Here is a 21,345-nt window from a genome sequence, read left to right as displayed (position 1 = left end):
ATCCCGCTAACAAGCAGCGGGATGACGATTGTCGTTTAGCCATAAATATTAAGAAATTTACCAAATGAAAAAAGGCAAAAGAAGCCCCGTGGTTGGCTAATTACTTACATTATACTTTCAAGTATGGCGTTTTTTTATTCTAAACACTTAATAACCGCGATTCAGTTGCTTTTAAACCGCAACTAATCTAAATTATAAACGTTAAGAAATTTACTAAACAGAAAAAAAGGCAAAAGAAACCCTAGGGTAGCTAATTATTCACTATCCATTTTTTAAGTTGGCGTTTTTTTATGTTTTAAATGCTTTATAAGCGCATTTTAGCTTATATTAGGTAAAAACCTAGAAATTTTATAAAGACATAAGGTGCACATAGTGCAAAAAATTAAACATGAGACGCCAGATACGTGAGTTTTTTTGTCATTTAATCTGTACAGAGAAGATAAATAAATAGCTTCAGTTTCATGATAAGGGGACTGGCGGAGGGTGTCAAGTAAGTTTTTTCGTTTCTATTGAATGACAGTTGTGACCTATGCAAGAAGTCTGTTGTAGTTTGTACGATATCTTTATAAAATGGTTCGCATAAGTTATCTAGCAGTGCAACTAAACAAATACAAAAATCAAAACGTTGCGGTTTTTGGTCTTGGTAAAACTGGTTTATCCGCCATTAACGCTCTAACAAAGAGTGGTGCAAGAATATATGCATGGGATGATCATGAAGAGCAAATAGCAAATGCAAAAATGATGTATAAAAAATGTAATTTTATTCATCCCAAGGAATACAATTGGCATGAGATCAGTGCATTGGTTTTAAGCCCTGGAGTGCCAACAGAGCCACATTGGATAGTAAAACTTGCAAGAAGTTTTGATTGCAAAATAAAATCAGACATTGAGCTATTTCTTGAAGCTAAAACTACAAACCAGAAGGTAATAGGCGTCACAGGAACAAATGGTAAATCAACCACTACATCACTAATAGGGCACATATTAAAATCTGCAGGGAAAAAAGTAGCTATTGGTGGAAATTTAGGCGTTCCTGTTTTGGATCTAGAAAGAGATGCAGAAATTTATGTAATCGAACTCTCCTCTTTTCAATTGGAGTTGATGAATGAAATTAACGTGGACATTTCAGCACTGCTCAATATTACACCAGATCACATAGATAGGCATGGAAGTATGGAGAACTACATAGCAACTAAATTAAAACTGATAAACGGTAGTGAGGTTGCCGTAATAGGATGTGACAATGAGATTACTGCTGATATATTCAACAAATTCACTGGAGACAAAATTCCAATCTCAGTAACATATTCCCCGATGTCATTCCAGCGCGTGACGCTGGAATCCAGAAAAGAAAAACCATTGCCAACTACTCAGATGACAGAGGGTGGTGCAAGAGATCTAATATCATTGGCAGGTAACAATTTGCTTGATTATAGTGAACAGATTACTGGTATAGATCGAAATTATCTGGATCCCAGTGTCAGCTACTTGGATGACAAAAGGGGCACTGGGATCCAGAAGATCTCGTTAAAACTAGAGAATCATAGCTTATCAGTAAGCGACGTGAAAATAAATTTAATTTCCAACGCAGAAAACATAGCAGCCGCATATGCCGTATGTAAGGTACTTGGAGTAGATAGCAACACTATTATCAATGGAATCAAGTCCTTTTCAGGACTGAGGCATAGGAATGAACTGCTTGGCAAAATAAGAAATGTGTTTTTCGTGAACGATAGCAAAGCAACTAATGCAAAGTCGAGCGAAAAGGCGATCTTATCTTATGAAAACATAAATTGGATCGTTGGTGGAAGAAGCAAAAAAGGTGGAATAGAATCATTAAGCAAGCATTTTACAAGGGTTAGAAAAGCTTTTCTTATTGGAGAATCAACCGAAGCTTTTGCAAATGTTATGGAGAATAAAGTAGATTATGTTAAATGTTGCAATCTAGAAGATGCATTCAGATTGGCTTTTGAAGAGGCCTTAAATAGCGCAGAAGAAGTAACAATATTACTTTCTCCCGCGTGTGCTTCTTTTGATCAATGGAAAAATTTCGAGGAACGTGGTGAAGCATTTTGTAGAATGTTTGAAAATCTCAGGTACAATCACACATGTTGTTTAGTATAATGCTACTGTGGAACAAAAGTTAATAATAGATAAGCTAATTAGGGTTATTCCATTTGAAGGGATAAGCGATGAAACCCTATTAAAGGTGTGCACTGACCTTAATCTAGCTAATAGCTTTTGCAAATTTCAGAATGGAATATATAGCGCTTTGGAGCACATAGCAGAGGACTTAAATAGCTCAATGGAAGCTGAACTAAGGAATTCTAATTTAGAAGATATGAAAGTGCGAGAGCGAGTAAAGTTAGCCATTCAAATACGCCTTTCAAATTACGCTAAGCTACCAAATTATAGAGAACTTTTAAAAAATGTTTTATTATTCTCTGTATCACCAAAAAATACATATTTTTCTAGTAAACTTTTATACAGAACTGTTAGTGCGATTTGGTATGGCATTTATGACCAATCAACAGATTTTAACTACTATACAAAAAGAGCAATATTAGCTGGAGTGTACTTAAGTACGATACTTTTTTTTATCAATGATTATTCAGAAGATTTTGTGGATACTTTATCGTTTCTTGATAACCGTATCAACAATGTCATGACATTTCAAAAATTCAAAACTCGCTTAAAAGGAATCATAGGAAATTTCTTATAAGCTATTGATTGTTGGTAGAAAAGTACTTGAGCACGATCCTGAAAAGGTTTGTGAAAATAAAAATATTCATGCTGATCATAAAGAACATTTAGTTTATTGTGAGGATAATAATGGTACAACAAAATACACCAGTTACGAAGAAAAAGAAAATAAATTTATTGAAGAAGCACATGAATATTTAATAGACTCTGAATTTAATAAAAATTTTGATCTAGGGCAGTACAGAATAAGTAATTTCTCCGGAAACTTGACGAAAATAGAACTGGAACTCATCAATGAAAAGTATATGCAAGTTCAAGTTAATAGAGAAAGAAAAATTATTCTCGCTATACCGTAGGTGCGTTCCAAGATTATACTGAAGTTTTTATTGCACTCAAAATCTTCGTTTTTCCTAATCTCTAGAATTATCAATGCATCATCACTTAACCAGCCTGAGTGAGCTAGTCCATTCAACGTTGATTCAACTAGATTGCTATTGTAAGGTGGGTCTATAAAAACTATGTCACATTTTGAAATAGGTTGTGGTAAGCAGTTAGCACTGCAGCAAATTAGCGTAACATTGTCCGTAATTCCAAAATCTTTTGCTGTTTTTTTAGGCAATTGCAAATTGTAATAATCTGAATCTACCATAAATGCATGTTTAGCGCCGCGAGAAAGCGCTTCAAATGAAAAAGAACCACTACCACAGAATAAATCAAGTACATTCAAGTTATAAATAGGTTTTCTTGAGGAAAGCATATTAAATATTGCTTCTCGGACAATACTCATAGTTGGCCGTGCAGCTAAATGCTTGCCTGTAGTTATTTTTCTTCCGCGATATTTGCCTGCAATGATGCGTAGCATATTAAATAAGCTCCAAAATAATTAATTATTTATACTATATGATTAATGTCAATATGGCTTTAGCAGTTTAATAGAGAGAAGCTATCGAGTCGCTTGTAAGAAAAACACAAACACAAGACTCATCAGTTATCTTTTTCTGATTTGCCTGCTGCATTAATTGCTTGACCAATCTCATCTTGTAAATCATCATGATCATTTTTTTCATCATGATTTAGCCCTTCAATTCTGCTTTCTAACTCTAACTTAATTATAGTATTGATTTTATCTATATTATCAAGAAAGCCTCTACATTCTTCTTCACTATACTCTTCACCAGATGCTTTTTTTTCAATAAATAGGTTTTTAAATCCTGCTAGATCAGAATTCTGATCGGTATTTAGTACAACATTTCTCTCTATGAAGCTAAGATCTGACAGCAGTAAGCTAACCTCTAACAGATCTTCACTTTTCACGCTTTTAAGGTCTTCAAGACTTTCTAAAATACTAAACACCTTAATCCTTTCTTGTACAATCTCTTTGTCTTCCTTATCAAATTCAGACAATAAACTATGATTATCTACAAATTTCTCACTCAAAGCTTTATTCAATTTAGCAAAATTGACATCCTTGTCAAGTGATGTGTTATCCCGCAACAAGTCTACCCTTGCCCTACGCGCATTTAAAATGTCGTCGTAGTCATTTAACTTTATGTTGCCATCTTTGTCTTGCTGCAATTTATAATAATCAAGGCCTTTGAAATTTTTATTAGTCTTCATCTTCAATCCTCTTCTCATCTCCTTTTGCATCTGGTTTCCTCATTGGTTCCGGTAATTTCCTTTTACTGTCTTCTCGATTTCTTTTTTCCTCTCTTTCAGCACGTTTTTTTATAGCTTCCTGGGTATTCATTTCAAAAAGTGCCTTAACGTACTCTTCTGGATTTTTTGGTTCTTTAAATAAAGGCTTAAGATTATAAACTTCGTCTTTTCGATCTCTTTCTTCTTTTCTTCTAGCTCTTTCAGCACGTTTTTCTACAGCTTCTGGAGTGTTCATTTCAAAAAGTGGTGAGAGGTTGTAAACTTTATCTTGATTTCTTCTGCCTTCTCTTTCAGCACGTTTTTCCATACCTTCAAAAGCAGATCCAAAATCATCAATTTCATCTGAACCTTTTGGTTCCGTGCCTAAATTTCGTGTCACTTCATTTGATTGATCAGGCTTATCTTCTTCTGTTGGCTGATCATGCTGTAGTTGATTAGGCTTGTCTTCTTGTTCTGTGCTTAGTTCTCGTACTACCTTATCTGGCTGACCTCCCCCTCGTAGTCGAAGAGGGTCGCCTTCTTCTAGTGGCTGATCATGGTTATCTCTTACTAGTTCCGTGCCTAACTCTCGTTCTACCTTATTTGATTGATCAGGATTGTCTTTTTCTGGTTCTCTCTTACGGCCTATGGTGTCATCATGAAGCTTATTCAAGAAATCTTGCCTATGCGATTTTGCTCTAAAAAGTAAGTTATTTGGATAACCATCTTTTTCTCCTGTACGACGGCTAACTCCTATAGAATCAAGGCCATGCTCCCAAGTAAACTTCATAGCATCTTCTATTGTATAGCCCAAATGTGATCCTACGTATCCTTTATAATAATCTAAATATTTACCGATCCTTCTGTGTGTAATATCTTCCTTATCAACTCCAAATGCCCTGTAGATCTTTTCCTCAAGTTTATCAACGTCATTTTTAGGTGATGTTGCAAATTTTGTTGCTTCAATAGTAGCACCTACAAATTTACGTGGCACATCAATAGCGTATTTCAGCACTCCTCCAACTCTTGGTACTCTCCCCAGCAGATTAGCTGCACCTCCAGCTAATCTATCCGGTAAATGAGTAGCCCAACTGCCTAAAGACTCTAACCCTCCACCAATTTTATCTTGCACTGCTGATTTGCCAGAATATAAGATTTGACTTACAAAAGACGCATCTGGGTCGCCATGTGCAGTAGCGCTTGGAGAATGCTTAGAATACATACTAGATATATTGTAAACGCTGAATCCACCACCAGCTATACTTGAGCCCATTTGTTGTACGAACGTGCGTAAGGAGAACATTAAAAATGAAAGCAAGAATAGTATAAAGATTTCCCCTGCATTGATTAAATAACCTCTCTGTATGTCTTGCACCCTTTGGTAATCACTATTTTCTTGATAGTTTCTATTTACCTTATAAAAATTCTGTGATTGGCAGCTCCCATCTTGTCTAATTATATCTTGCACTAAAGACTTTATTTCACTTTTTAAACTTGGCTGTAGAATTACTTTTTCTATGATTTCCTTGTAATTAGTACACCTGCTTTCATTTCCTGGCTGCTTACAATAGATTTCTGTCTTTTTACTTATATTATTAATCAATAATAAGATATCAGCTTTTTCTGATGCATGAGATAAACTATTTGTTAAGCGCACTAGATCTTTTTCACTACAGCCATTACTAACTACCATATCACTTTCTGCAATATAGTGGTCTGCTGGATTCTTCTCAGTACCAGGAATTGGGTTAAAGAAAGGATAATCTATATAACGAAACCCTTTTTCAATGTAATCCGGTGGAAGAGGGATATACCCAGCACCGCCAGTAAATTTTATTGTACCATCTTCTCTGCTTATCTTTTCTATACCTTCTATGTTCTTATCTACGTTCAGCGGAGAAGCTTCTCCAAGAGTGTAAGGTACGAAAATTTGCCCTGGGGTCCAACCAAAGTACTGCTTATCAACGATACAAAAACCACCAAACACCCATTTTGGAGCACATAACCTTACCTCAAACCATTTATTGTAGCATACAGTAAAACCTAACTGCCTATAAAAGGTATTCATTATAATGGAAGCCAGTAATGACAAGAGAGCAAATATCATAATCGACTGTAAACAAAAGCTGATGCAGAATTTTATCCAACCTTCAAATAGACTTTTCAGCGGTGAAAATAAAATAGAAATTAGAAACAGTGGCATAATGGCTATAAGAAAAGCTATACCCATAAAGCCAGAGAGAAATATTATGTAAGCATACAAGCACAACAAGAAGTATAGTACAATCCCTATGAAAATTGCCGGTATCATAAGAAGGCTTGCCCACATTTGGTAATGTAAAAACGCTGCAAACTTTTTCCAAACAGAATAAGCAAAAAATTTATTGAACATGTCCTCCATGAAGCTAAACAACTTAGCTTCATCTCCTTGAGCAATACTTCCGGTGTTCATGTTGGGAGCAAAGTTAGTAATTACACTTATCAATTGTTCAAGACCTTTGATGAATAAAACGAGAAAATGATCATAGAAAAATCTAAAACTTCCAGGAGATATAAGCACTATTACTAGAGTGATTTTCATCATTCTGATGAGCATATCATGCTTAGTTTCTCGTATCATGCCAAAAAGATAAAGAAGCGATGAAATCATTACAAATAGAACAAGTAAGGAAAGAACAAAATTGTGAAAGCTCGTACTTTTTTCAGCTATATTTTCGAACATAGCTTGTGCAACTGCAGGATCATTGCTATTAAAATGTTCTTTGCAATTTTCGTTAATCAATAATACACATTTTAGATAGTTATAAATGTAATCAAAAAACCCAAAACTACTTGGCTGCTGCACTCCACTTAAGAACTCAAAAGAGTAGCCACCTACATTATCTAAGTAATATCTATCTAATATTTTTACATATATTTTCCATCCCTTTTCTAATTTCACCGTATCACAATCCCTGTCCTTTAATTTAGTGCTATCTCTTTCTAAAGCAAAAAGACCGCTCCCATTCTCTGCCACGGAGTTGTAACCTAGATGTACAGTAGGAGATGAAGGATTGCGCATAGATTTCAAATCTTTGTTAGGACTATCGTCACCAGGCCTTTGAAACAAAAGATAAGCACCATGACCGTTGGTAAACCAACATGGAGCACCACGTGATACTGTATTTGCGCTATCATCTTCATTAATGCACTTGCACTTTACAGTGCAACTTGGATTAGACTTACTTGAAATTTTCTGTGGCGCACTAGGTTTGTAATCATTACAAACTAAGTGAAAGTCAGGTAGACTATTATCACCTGACTTGCCTTCAAATTTAGTTGCATATTTTAACTGCTCCAAGCTTTGTAAGGTATAACTGCCTTTTTTAGATTCCTTCTTGTTATTATTACTCCAAGATGTCCATGCACCATTAACTCGCACTTGTAAACTATCTCCATTGGTTTCGAGTCCGGTATCCTCCCACTTCACCACTTGGTTATGGTGAAAACCATAATTAATTTCACCAGTTTCAGGATCAACAACTTCTCCATCTTCTGGAATAAATGCATTGTGGTCGCTTGAAAAATGAGCGCTTACTGCAATAGGTTTAGGACCAAAATAGTCAGCAGATATACACCTTGGAAAAGGCATATCGTTTTTACTACAACCTGTGATCAGCACATAAGCTGCAAGAAGTAATACCCTAAACCAACATTTGCCTAAACGTGATTGCATATCTAAACTTTTTCCAAATACAGAATAAATTTCTAAAACTTTACTTAAAATATCTTTTTAATTAGTTACTCCATAATATCATTTATATCTTACTCCTCTTCATTTTCTTCCTTGTTTTTAGCTTTAGCACTAGGATCACTTCTTATTGCTTCATCAGAATTTTTTTGCTGATCTGATTGTTTTAATGTTTTAGGTCTATCACTCGTTGTTTTATCAGAACTTCCTTTAGAATCTTCTTTTTTGTCTGGTTGCTTTGGCGTGTTAGGTAATTTAGCCTCAATTTTTCCCCGATCTTTACTCATTTTCTGCTTGATACTCTGTATCATACTTTGGGTCTTATCATCAAGGCCAACGGTTGACAGCATAGCTTGCGATGCGCTCTTAGCAACTGTACCAACACCGCCAGTAACTCCATAACCAGAGCTAAATAGTGTTTGTACCATAGTTTCCGATATAGAAACAAAAGCTTCCATTGCACCGGCAATAATGAGGTATATAAACGCCTGGATTAGGTCTATAGGTAATGCTGCAAAGTGTCCACCAGCCCTTTCTCCGGTACTGAGTGCAACATCAACGCTAGTGCCAGGACTGTATCCAAGAGGCAGTATTGATTTCATCAAGCACAGATCATACGATAAGAAATTTACGCTAATTAAACATTGATAGCATGCAGAAAAATTTGTGAGGTTATATAAAACTGAATACATCAACTGATTTAAAAGAGATAAAAATGAAAATAAAATGACTGGTTCTAATGAAACATGAGCCAACGTTTTTATCCAATTATCAAACAAGGGTTTAGTCTTTTGAAATAGAATAAATACGATAAATAAAGGTGTTAATGACAGTAAAAACGCCACTAGAACAGTAGATATTACATATTTAAACGTAGCGCTAATAATGCATTTTAAGAACATAAAAGTAGCGTAGAGTATTGCCAAAAATGCAATAAAGCCAAAAGGACCAGAGAGCATCAATGATAAAAACTTTAACCAAGTTTCTGCTGTGAATAATACTCCTGCTGTCAAGTCTAAGAATGCAAATTTTCTCCCCCCTTCCCCTATATAGCCAGAAAAGCTATCAACCAAATAAGTGCTACCATCTATAAAAAGTCTGGATAAAGTTGTACCAAAAAGTTCCCAGCTTCTATCGCTAAAGGCAAAAGCTATAAATGCTATCTTGAACATTCTTACAATGAAATCAAATTTACTTAGCTGTATTGTTCCAAGCATATAGCCAACGATAGTAAATATAACGTATAGAGTAAGCAAAGCTCTTACCCCTTGAAGAAGACCTCTTGCATATCCTTTGTATGAATCTTTAACGCTGTCCCCAATTACTTCTTCTTTTATAAGTTTAAATACCCCGTTTACATTCGATGAAATAAAATCATTAATTTTTCTTTTAACAAATAAAGTTACTGTGTACTTATTATTTTCATAATATTTGCCATTTTTATCTGTAATGTCATCTCTCTCTACGTTGCTTACATTGATGCCGAAATATATCTTCTTAGATTCTTCGTTCTGAAAGTGTTCTCCGCTTATTACATCTAATATGGTGTACTCATCTTTTCCGTTTACTCTTTCTCTCACTCCTACCACTTTAAAATCATTAGTTCCCACACCATGCAAATCTTTAGGTGGCTCATCACCTAAATATACATATAATTTTTCGCCATTAATATATTCACATGATCTAGTCACTTTAACATGGTACCCACCTCTATTAGCTCCATAGTGACCATAATCTGCAATGGCAAGCATCACACTGCTACCAGGTGTTACACTTCCTATTGGATAGTCATGATTTAATTTTAAGGAAAAATCTTCAAAATTATCACTGATTTTTGAGCATACTAGTTTATCATTTTTCTCCTTTCCTGCTTCTCCTCTTTTTGGAAGACATTGAATACCTTTAGCATCGCCCTTCATATCATTACGCTTGCCTTCAGAAATACTTGCATCACCTGGATCGCTTATTTTTGCAACAAGAGCCTCAGCCCAAGATTTATCATCTTCAGTAAAACTACCTGCTTTAACATTCCCTTCCATTTTTTCTAGATAAGAATACATATCACATTTATTTCCTTTATCGTACTTCTTATACCTTATAGAGGAGACACAGTTCCGTTCTCCTGCTTGACCTAAACCATAGTTCCATATACCCTTCTCAGTATAGCATATATTTTGATGGTAACAGTTAAGCTCATAGGAGGAGTACTTTTTTCTCTCATCAAGACTACAGTTTTTTCCATTACATAACTCGTTCAATCCTATTTTAGCGCGGCGTAAATCAAGTAGTGAACCATATACCCATGGTTCGTTGTCTTGAATATAACCTTTATTAAAATGCACCTTATTATCATATGGGGTATACCCATTGCCAACTAGCACTTTGCTTTCCTTTGCTTTTGTTTTATCAAGAGGTAAAAATTGTATTTTATTTTTTGTACCATCTTTACCATCACAAAAAAACTCTCCCCCCTGATGTACTTCACTCACTGTAGCTTTCTTATATACAGCTTCCTTACGGTCATTTTCTACAGCTTTATAACAATTGTCATCAAAATTGATGCCTTTCCCTTCTGGATTGTCGTAATCAATTGTTATTTTTCTGGGAACTAAGCTGAAGCTTAACTTGTCACCAGGATTTACTTTAATTCCAGTGTCCACATAACGTCTATTGCTGCCAAATCCTTTGCCACCACATAGTTCGTTTTTACTTTCATTAACACCATAATTGTTAGGTACACTATTAATATCCGCAGCCTTACTATAATTTGGTTCTGAGCCATCAGCACAAAAGCTAGCTGGCACAAGTACTTTCCTTGGATTTTTGTCTTCTTTAAAAGGGCAAAAATTTACTGATCCATCGAGGGTGAATTTGATTTTCTCACCCTGACTAATTACCTGACCAGAATCAACCCAATGAATTTTATCGGCTTTACGAACTGGAACATCCACATTAACGCTGGTGTTTTTGCTCTGCAACCCAGGCTCGACACAATCCATATTACAACCAGTGATTGCAAGACACAGTATCAACAATAGTGATCTTTTACTTATCATTGCTGTCTTCCTTGTGGTATCTGAGGCGTTGACCTTTGAGTCCCTTGTGGTATTTGAGGTCTTGACGTACCTGACTGTTGAGAGGCATCTCCTCTTTCTCTTCTTTGAACGCTTTGTTCATCTAACCCTACTGTTCCCATTAAGCTTTGTTGATACTGTCTTCCAGGTTCGCTTGCTACATAAGCACCAAACAACGAGTCAGATATTGCCGAAGAAGCTTCAACTAAAGCTTTCATAGCGTGTCCCAAAATAACAAAAGCCATCATAGCGGTAATATTAGGTGTATATTTGGAAGCATAACCATAAAAAATACAAGGGTTAAAAATCTTTAGGTTAATATTAAGTATACATGTAGAGCAGACCTCAAAATCAAATACTGAATACACAATATAATCCATAACCTGACTTATCAGTGATATAAAAATTAAAAGGACCACTGGATGAATTGCAAATCTTGCTAAATTTTTAACCCAGTTTTGAAACATCTGCCTAGTATACGCAAATAAAAGACAAATAATAAAAATAGGTGCTAAAGAAAGTAATAACGCAACTATTGCTATAGATGTAATAAAAGAAAATAAGGCATTAAAAATAGATAAGCTCACTGTGATTAAACCCCAAATCACCAAGCAAAAAGATACAATGCCCAAAGGGCCAGAAAATATAAGAGATACTATTAACAATACTGAATGCGATGACAAGAACCTATTGAGCGGCAAATCAAGAAACTCAAAAACATTTGAAGTAGTGCCTCTAAAATTTGCTATTTCTATTAGTTGTTTTGGAGTGTTAATAAATATAGAGAATGCGTTGTTATAAAAAAAGTCCCAGCTATTATCCTGCAATAGCTGGGCGATGATTCCTATCTTTACGCATATAATTAAAAACTCATATATAGAAATATGAGTTAATCCAAAAAAGTAATAAAGAGTATATAAGATTATATATAGTACTAATAGTGATATTATAGTAGATCTAATGGTATTTGTTCTGCTTGATTTTATAAAACTTTCGTAAAGAGACTTCACAGGACTAGTATCAGAGTGAATTGCGTTAGGGTCTTTATAATTAGAGCCGAAAAATGCAGTTTTCACTTTTTCATCAAAGAAATTATATATTGCACTAAAAGTTTTTGTAGGTGGCTCTTTAGTTGTTAGGTTAATACTAAACTGACCTTCATTTTTGTAATCGCAGCCATGGTCTCTTATTCCGTAATATATGGTGCCTGTTTTGTCTTTTAATTTTCCTTTCAAGTTTTCCATGTCATGAACTTTGCTGATATCTACAGATATATCCGCTTGATTTTCACCAGGCTTATGCTCAGGGAATTTATCGGAAACACTTATATACAAGCTATTTTCCAGACTATGGTTCTTCGTTACTCTTATGTTGAACCCGCCTTTGTCATTTGTATTGTAGCAGCTCTTGTCATTTCTGCTACATAGACTAAAAGTTAAACTTGGTATTTGATGGTCATTCTCCATCTTATGATCACAACTAGTACATAAACCACCACCTGGAATGTGTTCAAGAGTTTCATTATCCATACCAACTTTTAGAAATGTAATGTCAGTTTTTACCTGTTTTCCCTTTAATACGTTACTAATAATTTCAGCAACAACAGATTCACCACTAGAATTTAAAGCATTGAATAGCTCAATTTCTATATTATTATATTCAATATACACGCAATCCTCGCCTCTACGACCAGAAGAAAATTTACATATACGTCTACAGAGTGAATTTAAAATGTGCGTATCTATCTTACTTGCACTGCTCTCTGAAAGCTTGCTGCAATCTATATTCTCTCCTTGTTTTATAGAGTTAATAATATTTTCAATTTCCTTTTTTCTTTCATCTTGATCTAACTTCGAAAACCAGTACTCTCTTCCACTCAACCATTGCGCATCGCCTATTATATATTTATTAGGACATATCCCATCCTTGCCACCTTGGCATTTCTCTTGATTTAAAACATGTGCAAAATGTTCCGTTTCTTGCTCGCTACACTTTTCGTCGATTTTCAAATACCTGATTTTTGTCTCACTCTCTTTATCTTTACACACTTTACTTCCAATCACACTAAAGCTTATCGTATCGCCTTTTTTAAGTGCAAATGGTAATGCAACGTCATTTCTCCCAGGCCCAATTGCAAAATCTGCATACTGCTTAGGACAAAAATTAACCTTACTAGGCACTATATCAATCTCTGTTACTCTTATTCTATCTGAAATATTAACACCAGAATCAACCCATTTCTGCTCTGTTGACACTATATCTAGTTTTTCACGCAAACCTGATAAATTTTCTGGCTTAATACAGTGATGTTCCCCGCAGCCTGACAGAAAAAAAAACGGTATTATCAGCAAAAATTTTAGCATAAATCCAACTCATTCAGTGCTTTTGTTAACACTCTCGGAGCTACTAGAACCAGAACCTCGAGATTTACTCTTGTCTCCACCACTCAACTTCTTAGCAGCAGCACCAGCAACTCCAGCAACACCCCCAGCAGCAGCTTTGGCAGCAGATAAAGCTTTGCCCACCATTTGTCCAGGTGTCTGACCTGAGCCAAGTGCTGCTCTATGGTTACCAGCAAGTTCAGCAGCCATGCCAGGAAGAATGTTTAAAAAGTGGTAAAAGAGGAATAATACTAAACACAATTTTAATAATTCTCCGATGAGAGAGCTGCCAAACTCCATGTATGTAAAGTCGAATAGACCAAGTATGCTGCTCTTTTTAAAGCTATAATTTTGCATCATACATGCAAGAGTAGTTTCATTTTTATCACATTCCCCATCTTTCAATTTAAACCACTGTTTTTTCTTACTATATGAGATTTCTGCTTGTTTCTTTTCATATGACTTGTCCGGTTGTTCATTTTTATATGACTCGTCCAGTTCAAAATTTAAATTTTTAAAATAGATTTTATCACATGCTATGAACATAAAGGACAAAAACGCAAAAAGGATAACCGGGTATAAGCTATAGGTAATCAACTCTTTCACCCAGCCTTCAAAATATCCTTTGGTGTGTTGGAATAAAACCATAGGAATGAACAAAGGTGATAAAATGATGATTACACTTAAAGCAACTAGAGATAAAATAAATACATAGCACAGCCACAAAATAACCATCATCATCAGAACGGCCATAAATATACAGACAAGAGCTACTAAAATTTGTCCACCAGCAAAAATAATACCGATTACCGAACCTGCAACTAATAAGACAGGAGCAGCACCAAGCAAGACTGCTAACGTTGCAACACCTCCAGTACCAATTTTGCCACCAATTCCATCTAAAGGGGCACCTAAATAAAATAAAATTCTACAATCAAGCCTATCCCAAGGTGCAAGATAACTGTAAGATACCCTCTTTCCTGCACGAGTATATTCATAATCTGTACCTGCTTTATAATTACATATGCCTTTACTTTCAGATGATGCTTTTAGCACTATCTCTGACAAACCATTTGAGAGACGAGTTAATTCTCCATAATAATGAGACATGGTACTGCCTGTTGTGAAGTAAATCACTAAAGCGAATTTTATGATCAACATATACATTTCTTGAGGCCTCTGAACTCCACCAGACATGGCTTTTATAGAGAACAGTATTAAAGCTAAAACTAAAACAGCAGTTACAGTGTTTTTCAGCCTTTTCTGTGCTACAGATATAAAACTCTCACCATTTGGTGCACCTTTACCTGCAACTAAATTATCTAACGATTCCTTAATGCATTGCACTATCATAGAAGTTACGGGAATAGGAGCTAATGATTTACTCCCTGCCTGGTTATAACAAGCTTCAGAAACATACGAGCTAAAACAGCCAGCATTATCATAACCTACAAAAATTTTCCCCCCTTGTCCGTTGAGTCTTTTTTCTTTAGATCTGATAATAGTTTTATAGTCATCATTATTACCAATAGGAACTTTTTCCTCTCCTGTACCATCTTTATTTTTGAATATCATCACAGATTTTTCACACATAGGAGCAAGTGGGTCAGGTGGCAATTCCGTGCACCCCATATCAACCCCTTGCGGCCAAGGAGTCATTTCGATACCAAGCATTTTCACACTTGCTAACTCCACACATAATCTGCCCATTTTTCTTACTGCTTTAAATGTAGCTCCATGTATGGGTTCGCTCTGTCCTGCTTTGAGAACTTTACATTTCAGCTCACCATCAACCTTCGGGGACCATGACCCATCTACATATCCAGTATCTTTCTCCCTGACATCAAAATCTATGTATCCAGTTTCTTTTCTGAAATCAAAGTCTTTCTTGTTAAAAAGATTACCAAAAGTTAAAGGGTTTCGATGACATACTTCTATATATTCACTGTATTGCACACCGTTTTTTGGCCAGTAATAACTCTCTGTACTCTCCTGAACGTTAGAATTTAAGGCTTCTTTTTCTGCTCTTTTCCCGTCATAATCTTTTTTGTTCACGTCTTCCCGAGCTTTATTTTGCAAACAAGAAAAATATTCCTCTTCTGTTTGGTAATTTTCATTGGTGCAGCCACTATAACCTGTGTCTTCTAATTTAAAATTTTTGTATTTTCCATCATGATCACGTGCAACTGGGTGTTTAACAAAACTATGTTCACAAACAACAAGCCCTCCTATCGCTTTCCAGACTCCAACAATTGCAGCTATCATTCCAACAATAACAAGAGCGGTAAACAAACCAGCAGAAGAAACGATCAAAACAATGCCAGTAAATATTGCGCCAACAGCAATCGCTATTCCAGCAAGTGCTGCAGCTGTTTTAAACGCTCCACAATCAGGATTAGAGGCACGACTAAAACTGCCAGTGGAATTAAATCTGCTAACAAATTCTGTCTTGTCAGTACCACTTACTCCATCTGCAAGCACTGGATATGAGAGTAAAAAGTCTATATTTAGTAAAAATATCGCAATTAATAGCAATGACAGCTTAGTCTTAAACATTTTTTACCTTCTGATAAAATATAGGCAACCATACTTTTGGGTTGTCCCCAACTTCATTTAATATATCGTGTAACAATAGAACACTTTCTGCACGTCCGGATAATACGTTGATTATATCATCCAGGCCTTTTAAGTCTATTCTAGCTACTACAGCATTGACTCCTTGTTTCACCAAAAAGAATCTAGTACTCGGATCTGTGTGCTTAATTAATATATATTCACGTTCAGTTAACATAAAAACATCCCGATAGACACTAGTAGCTTTCAGATTTGGTAAAAAAATCTGTGTCGCTGTTTGTTGTACAAGCGTATCGCTAATAGTACTTTTACTTGCATCCTCAACACTCTGAGTAGCAAAAATCACAAAAGCATTTAGTTTTCTCAGTACCTTCAACCAGTCTTTTATCTTGGGTGCAAAAACTGGATTATCTATTAACGCCCATGCCTCATCAAGAACGATAATAGATGGAGTGCCATCAAGAGATATACTAATCCTATGAAATAAATAAATCAAGACCGGTCCAAGAGCAACAGGATCTTTGAGCAAGCTAGCCATCTCAAAACCAAATACTCTTGCTCGTGAAAAATCTAGCAAATCTTCTTTATTGTCAAATATTGCAGCATGAGAACCATTATCATGCCACATAGATATTGCCCCAGCTAGAGTATCAGGACCTGCAAGCCCTAAAAACGGTACGAGGTTTCTCAAGAATCTGTCTTCTTTTCTTAATTTAAAATTTCCTTCAATTGCATCATTAATTCGTGCAATATCTTCTGAAGTAAATTTATCATTATATACCGAAATTAAAGACTTTATCCACTCCATTAAAAATGTTCTATTATCAGAGGTATCATCAAGTTGTAAAGGATTAAAATTTGTTTTAGTTCTTGGTTCTATTACAGTATAGATACCACTAAGTGCTCTTAAGAAAATCTCTGCACCGCGATCTTTATCAAAAAAGAATATCCTTGGAGAAAACTTCATCGCTTGGGCACACAGGAAATTCATTAAAACAGTTTTACCAGCACCAGTTGGGCCAATTATCATAGTGTGTCCAACATCCCTTATATGAAAGTTGAAAAAAAATGGAGTACCAGATGTCGTGTCAAAAACTGTAACGGCATCTCCCCAGTGGTTATTGAATTTATTACCAGTAGGATAATTATGTTGAGATGCAAATCCAGCCAAATTAAGACTACTTATTGTAGCTTTTCTCACTATATAATCGAAATTACCAGGAATTTGCGCCCAAAATGCTGGTTCAAGGTTAACTCTCTCACGTATAGGGTAAACACCGCAATTAGAAAGCTCTGATTCTACCAACGACAGAGCGTTATCCAATGATTTAGGACTTTTTTCTATACATAAAATAGTCAGGTGATGTTGACCAAACGCAATCTTACCACTCATTGCGTCATCAAGCGCTTGAGAAATTTCTGCTATTTGAGAAATAGCTTTATCTGCAGACTGTATCATTCGATTTTGCTGTATCTGCATTTTTCCAATCGCCATTTGCCTGTTTATAAATTGAAAAGATTGCGTAATTATAAACTCGTAAGGAAGTTGTAAAAACGAATCAAGCATTCCTGCAGAAGTATGATTTCCATATTCTTTGATACTAATTATTCCAGCATATTTACTCTCATTATGAGTCACAACCTGTATCATCTTACGGCCAAAGAATAACCTATGTACTGGTAAGTATCTTGATATTTCAGTTCTTAGCGGAAAAAGCGTATTTGTAACGAATCCACAATTTACGATTCTAGATAGAAACTCCATTATTTCGCAGAACAAACCATCTGGAGTTTCTTTTACTCCAAGAATTTTAGGCGAATAATTTCTAAGGCTTGTCACTACACGATTTGTCGTTTCCTCTAAATCTTCATACGTGGCACGTATATCACTTTCCCAAGCATGTTTTGAAGTTACATGTCCGAATTTTTTTAGTAGATGTGACAAAAATTCTACTCCTTTTGTGTCCGCTCTACGGATAATCGTAATGTATAGGTCATTAATAAATGATTGCCTTGTTGCGTGTTTTTCTCTCCATTTTAGATTTACGTGATTAGCGAAAAAATTCGGCAAACCTTGACTTGCAAATTCATCAGAAAAAATATTTTTCTTACGTCTGATAGTATGAAAATACAAACTAAATGCCGGAGATGAAATGCTTCTTAGCATCTGATTCCTGATGTTGTTCTGTATGACTAAATCCTCGTCATCGGCAGTTTCAAATGCAAAACCACTTAATTTTATAACCTTAACCAACCAATTTTCTTTTGTCATCAAGGTTGTGCTATTCCAATAGCAAGAATAAGGAATAAATTCAGCAGCGTGAACTTCCCTGTTCAGAGTAGATTTATTCTTTGATTGAATAGCCCTAAACCTCAGCATCACACAACGTTAAGCAATATCATAAGAATTGGCTCCATGGTAAAAACGATTTAAACATTTCGAGCACTTTCCCAATTTTACCATAAATAATTCAATAAACAACGGTTCTTTTGCAGAAGCTATATAACCAAGTCCATGTATACCTGGTAACATTAAGAGAATCACTCTTAAATCATTTGAATTAATGAAAATTAGCATGCAAATCAGGACGTTTAATATTGCAAACATATAACTCACACCAAAGAGCATTGCAGGTCTTGTAAGACCTTTAAATAATTGATCTGTTTGTATACTACCTGTGGACATATCTTTAACCTTCTAATAATAGCTCTAACACTAATACTATATCATTATATTAAAAATCCATTGAAACTAGTAGCACTTTAAGTTAAGATACATTATTTAATCCCGATAATGACAAGTTGGCCATTTCAAGAAGCAGAAAAAATATTGCAAGAGTTTCCTAATAAAAAAGAAATAATATTTGAAACTGGTTATGGACCCTCTGGTTTACCCCACATAGGAACCTTTGGAGAGGTTTTCCGCACTACAGTTATTGTAAATGCATTAAAAAAAATAGCTCCTGGTATAAAAACCAAAATCATTGCAGTTTCAGATGATATGGATGGTTTGCGAAAAATACCAGATAATGTGCCAAATCAAGAGATGCTAAGAGAGCACTTAAATAAACCATTGACTATGATACCTGATCCATTTGGCACTCATCAGAGTTATGGTCATCATATGAATTCATTGTTGTGTAAATTTCTTGATATGTTTGAATTTGAATACGAGTTCAGGAGTGCAACAGAGTGTTATAAATCTGGCGTTTACGATGAAAAACTTTTACTCTTACTGAAAAATTATGATAAAGTGATGGACGTAATGCTTCCATCATTTCGGGAAGAAAGACAGCAGACTTATAGTCCATTCTTGCCAATATGCCCAAAAACTTCTCAAGTTTTACAAGTTCCAGTAATTGAAACAAATACAGAGAAAGGAACAATCACATATGAAGACCCAAACGGGGAAAAAATAGAAGTTCCAGTGACAAAAGGAAAATGTAAACTGCAATGGAAACCTGATTGGGGAATGAGGTGGGCCGCATTTGGAGTAAATTACGAAGCTCACGGAAAAGATTTAACTCCATCTGCTGTGCTTTCAAGTCAAATATGTGAAATACTTGGAGAAAAGCCACCACTTCTGTTTTGCTACGAGCTTTTCCTTGATAAAGAAGGAAAGAAAATATCAAAATCAAAAGGAAATGGCATTTCAATTGAAGAGTGGCTAACTTACGCACCAACAGAGAGCTTAGCATTGTACATTTTTCAGAGTCCTAAAAAAGCTAAACGTTTATATTTTGATGTGATACCAAAATCAACTGATGAATATTTAGAATTTGTAAAGCGTTATCATGAGAACAAAGAAAAGGATATAAATAATCCTGCTTGGCACATTCACCAGGGCAATGTTCCCAGTATAGAAACTTCAGGAATAAATTTCTCACTACTTTTAAACCTAGCAGCAGCTTGTAATGCTGAAAACAAAGAGATCCTATGGGGTTTTATATCCTCTTATGCACCAAACGTTACACCAGAAAATAATAAAATGCTTGATAGACTTTCAGACTTCGCAGTAAAGTATTATCACGATTTTATCAAGCCAACAAAATCATATAAAACTCCAAATGAAAAAGAAAAAGCAGCGTTACTAGATTTGAAGGACACTTTACATTCTCTATCTACAACTGCTACTGCTGAAGAAATTCAATCTCAGGTATTTTCTATTGGAAAAAAATATGATTACACCAACTTACGTGACTGGTTTCAGCTATTATATGAAACGTTACTTGGCCAAAAAACCGGTCCAAGAATGGGATCTTTCATAAAGCTTTACGGAATAGGTAATACGATTTCTCTCATAGAAAGCGCTACTAAATGTATACTTTAGAGTTTACCTCCTTTCATTTGAGCTCTTTAGTTTTAATAAGAATTCCTTGACAAACTCCGCAAGCCCCCTTATCATGAAACTGAAGCTATTGTATTTGCTTTCGCCAATCTGCAGATTAAAAGGTAAGGATTACTTAATGTATCGGCGTCTTATGTTCAATTTTTTGCAGTATATAGATACTGTATGTCTTTACAAAACTTCATCTACATCTAGATTTTTATCTAAATAAGCTGAACGCGCTTATAAAGCGTTACAAGACATCAAAAAATGCCAATACTCGACAGAGATAGTAAAAGACTAGCTAACTCGGGGATTCTTTGTCTTTTTTTCTGCTTAGTAAATTTCTTAAACATTTGCAGCGTAAGTTAGTTGCAATTAAAAGCAGCTTAATCTTGCTTGTCAAGCGTTTAAAACATAAAAAACGCCAATATTTTAAAGCGGATAATAACCACGGGGCTTCTTTTGCCTTTTTTTTCATTTGGTAAATTTCTTAATGTTTGTGGCTGAACGACAACCGTCATCCCGCTACTTGTTAGCGGGATCTCTTGTTAGCGGCTGAGATACCGCGAATGAATCGCGGTATGACGGTTCGCGGCGGCATGACGATAAGGTTTATACCTTGTCATCCCAGTGCTTGACACTGGGATCCAGCTTTCTTTATAAATTCACCAAAAGTGCTTCATTCTATAACGCAAAACCCATACTCACCAAATCCAATGCATTACTTGCAATTAAGTTTCCTGGATCCCAGTGTCTGGGCACTGGGATGACACCATCATAAAAGAATCAGTGTCAGCTACTTTCATGACACCATTCTTTTTCCTGGATCCAAGTAGTCGAGCTACTTGGATGACAGCTAGCCTGACAACCGTCATCCCGCTACCTGTTAGCGGGATCTATGCTAAGAGATACCGCGAA

Annotated in this window: 12 protein-coding genes and 1 pseudogene; 4 read left to right on the top strand and 9 right to left on the bottom strand. The window is 35.5% G+C overall.

Going from position 1 to position 21,345, the window contains the following annotated elements:
- Positions 1-570 precede the first annotated feature (570 nt).
- The 3 genes and pseudogenes from OOK97_RS00585 to OOK97_RS00575 form a co-directional block, all read left to right on the top strand.
- Positions 571-2,124, top strand: coding sequence for a Mur ligase family protein (locus OOK97_RS00585; protein ID WP_264705368.1), 1,554 nt, complete (start codon positions 571-573; stop codon positions 2,122-2,124).
- Positions 2,125-2,131: 7 nt separating this feature from the next.
- On the top strand, positions 2,132-2,722 hold the full coding sequence (locus tag OOK97_RS00580; RefSeq protein ID WP_064125504.1) for a COQ9 family protein: 591 nt from the start codon (positions 2,132-2,134) through the stop codon (positions 2,720-2,722).
- Positions 2,723-2,744: 22 nt separating this feature from the next.
- Positions 2,745-3,059: pseudogene (locus OOK97_RS00575) on the top strand (hypothetical protein); the annotation flags it as partial.
- Here the strand turns inward: OOK97_RS00575 and rsmD are convergent.
- From rsmD to OOK97_RS00535, 8 genes are all read right to left on the bottom strand, one after another.
- Positions 3,017-3,565, bottom strand: coding sequence for a 16S rRNA (guanine(966)-N(2))-methyltransferase RsmD (rsmD, locus tag OOK97_RS00570; RefSeq protein ID WP_006280837.1), 549 nt, complete (start codon positions 3,563-3,565; stop codon positions 3,017-3,019). The pseudogene OOK97_RS00575 and the gene rsmD overlap by 43 nt on opposite strands.
- 122 nt (positions 3,566-3,687) lie before the next feature.
- Entirely contained in the window at positions 3,688-4,320 is a 633-nt protein-coding gene (locus OOK97_RS00565) for a WD_0853 family protein (protein ID WP_010082417.1), read from the bottom strand.
- Positions 4,310-8,053 (bottom strand): TrbL/VirB6 family protein, encoded by a 3,744-nt coding sequence (locus OOK97_RS00560; RefSeq protein ID WP_264705367.1) that lies wholly within the window; start codon positions 8,051-8,053, stop codon positions 4,310-4,312. Before OOK97_RS00560 ends, OOK97_RS00565 begins: the two co-directional genes overlap by 11 nt.
- A gap of 89 nt (positions 8,054-8,142) precedes the next feature.
- Entirely contained in the window at positions 8,143-11,124 is a 2,982-nt protein-coding gene (locus OOK97_RS00555) for a TrbL/VirB6 family protein (RefSeq protein ID WP_264705366.1), read from the bottom strand.
- The gene (locus tag OOK97_RS00550; protein WP_264705365.1) at positions 11,121-13,505 is read right to left on the bottom strand and encodes a TrbL/VirB6 family protein; all 2,385 of its coding nucleotides are present in this window, start codon (positions 13,503-13,505) and stop codon (positions 11,121-11,123) included. The genes OOK97_RS00555 and OOK97_RS00550 overlap by 4 nt, the downstream gene beginning before the upstream one ends.
- A 9-nt stretch (positions 13,506-13,514) precedes the next feature.
- Positions 13,515-16,079, bottom strand: coding sequence for a TrbL/VirB6 family protein (locus OOK97_RS00545; RefSeq protein ID WP_264705364.1), 2,565 nt, complete (start codon positions 16,077-16,079; stop codon positions 13,515-13,517).
- Positions 16,072-18,477 carry a VirB4 family type IV secretion/conjugal transfer ATPase gene (locus tag OOK97_RS00540; RefSeq protein ID WP_010962886.1) on the bottom strand — a complete coding sequence of 802 codons (2,406 nt, stop codon included), beginning with the start codon at positions 18,475-18,477 and terminating at the stop codon, positions 16,072-16,074. The genes OOK97_RS00545 and OOK97_RS00540 overlap by 8 nt, the downstream gene beginning before the upstream one ends.
- Positions 18,478-18,486: 9 nt before the next feature.
- A complete protein-coding gene (locus tag OOK97_RS00535; protein WP_007548615.1) occupies positions 18,487-18,783 on the bottom strand; it encodes a type IV secretion system protein VirB3 in 297 nt (98 codons plus the stop codon).
- Between the two features lie 108 nt (positions 18,784-18,891).
- Between OOK97_RS00535 and OOK97_RS00530 the strand changes: the two genes are divergently transcribed.
- Positions 18,892-20,427, top strand: coding sequence for a lysine--tRNA ligase (locus OOK97_RS00530; protein WP_015589250.1), 1,536 nt, complete (start codon positions 18,892-18,894; stop codon positions 20,425-20,427).
- 731 nt (positions 20,428-21,158) lie between these two features.
- On the opposite strand, the gene OOK97_RS00520 is transcribed toward OOK97_RS00530, so the two are convergent.
- Entirely contained in the window at positions 21,159-21,302 is a 144-nt protein-coding gene (locus tag OOK97_RS00520; RefSeq protein WP_153801319.1) for a hypothetical protein, read from the bottom strand.
- Between the last annotated feature and the right edge of the window lie 43 nt (positions 21,303-21,345).

It is taken from the genome of Wolbachia endosymbiont (group A) of Gymnosoma rotundatum, from assembly GCF_947250765.1.
GTDB classification, from domain to species: Bacteria; Pseudomonadota; Alphaproteobacteria; order Rickettsiales; family Anaplasmataceae; genus Wolbachia; species Wolbachia pipientis.
This window is presented reverse-complemented; position numbering and strand designations above follow the sequence as displayed.

Bases quoted from the DNA above. Each gene is read 5' to 3' on its own strand.
- OOK97_RS00545 (WP_264705364.1), bottom strand. From the start codon at position 16,079: ATGTTTAAGACTAAGCTGTCATTGCTATTAATTGCGATATTTTTACTA.
- OOK97_RS00560 (WP_264705367.1), bottom strand. From the start codon at position 8,053: ATGCAATCACGTTTAGGCAAATGTTGGTTTAGGGTATTACTTCTTGCA.
- OOK97_RS00555 (WP_264705366.1), bottom strand. From the start codon at position 11,124: ATGATAAGTAAAAGATCACTATTGTTGATACTGTGTCTTGCAATCACT.
- OOK97_RS00530 (WP_015589250.1), top strand. From the start codon at position 18,892: ATGACAAGTTGGCCATTTCAAGAAGCAGAAAAAATATTGCAAGAGTTT.
- OOK97_RS00540 (WP_010962886.1), bottom strand. From the start codon at position 18,477: ATGCTGAGGTTTAGGGCTATTCAATCAAAGAATAAATCTACTCTGAAC.
- OOK97_RS00535 (WP_007548615.1), bottom strand. From the start codon at position 18,783: ATGTCCACAGGTAGTATACAAACAGATCAATTATTTAAAGGTCTTACA.
- rsmD (WP_006280837.1), bottom strand. From the start codon at position 3,565: ATGCTACGCATCATTGCAGGCAAATATCGCGGAAGAAAAATAACTACA.
- OOK97_RS00585 (WP_264705368.1), top strand. From the start codon at position 571: ATGGTTCGCATAAGTTATCTAGCAGTGCAACTAAACAAATACAAAAAT.
- OOK97_RS00520 (WP_153801319.1), bottom strand. From the start codon at position 21,302: ATGACGGTTGTCAGGCTAGCTGTCATCCAAGTAGCTCGACTACTTGGA.
- OOK97_RS00550 (WP_264705365.1), bottom strand. From the start codon at position 13,505: ATGCTAAAATTTTTGCTGATAATACCGTTTTTTTTTCTGTCAGGCTGC.
- OOK97_RS00565 (WP_010082417.1), bottom strand. From the start codon at position 4,320: ATGAAGACTAATAAAAATTTCAAAGGCCTTGATTATTATAAATTGCAG.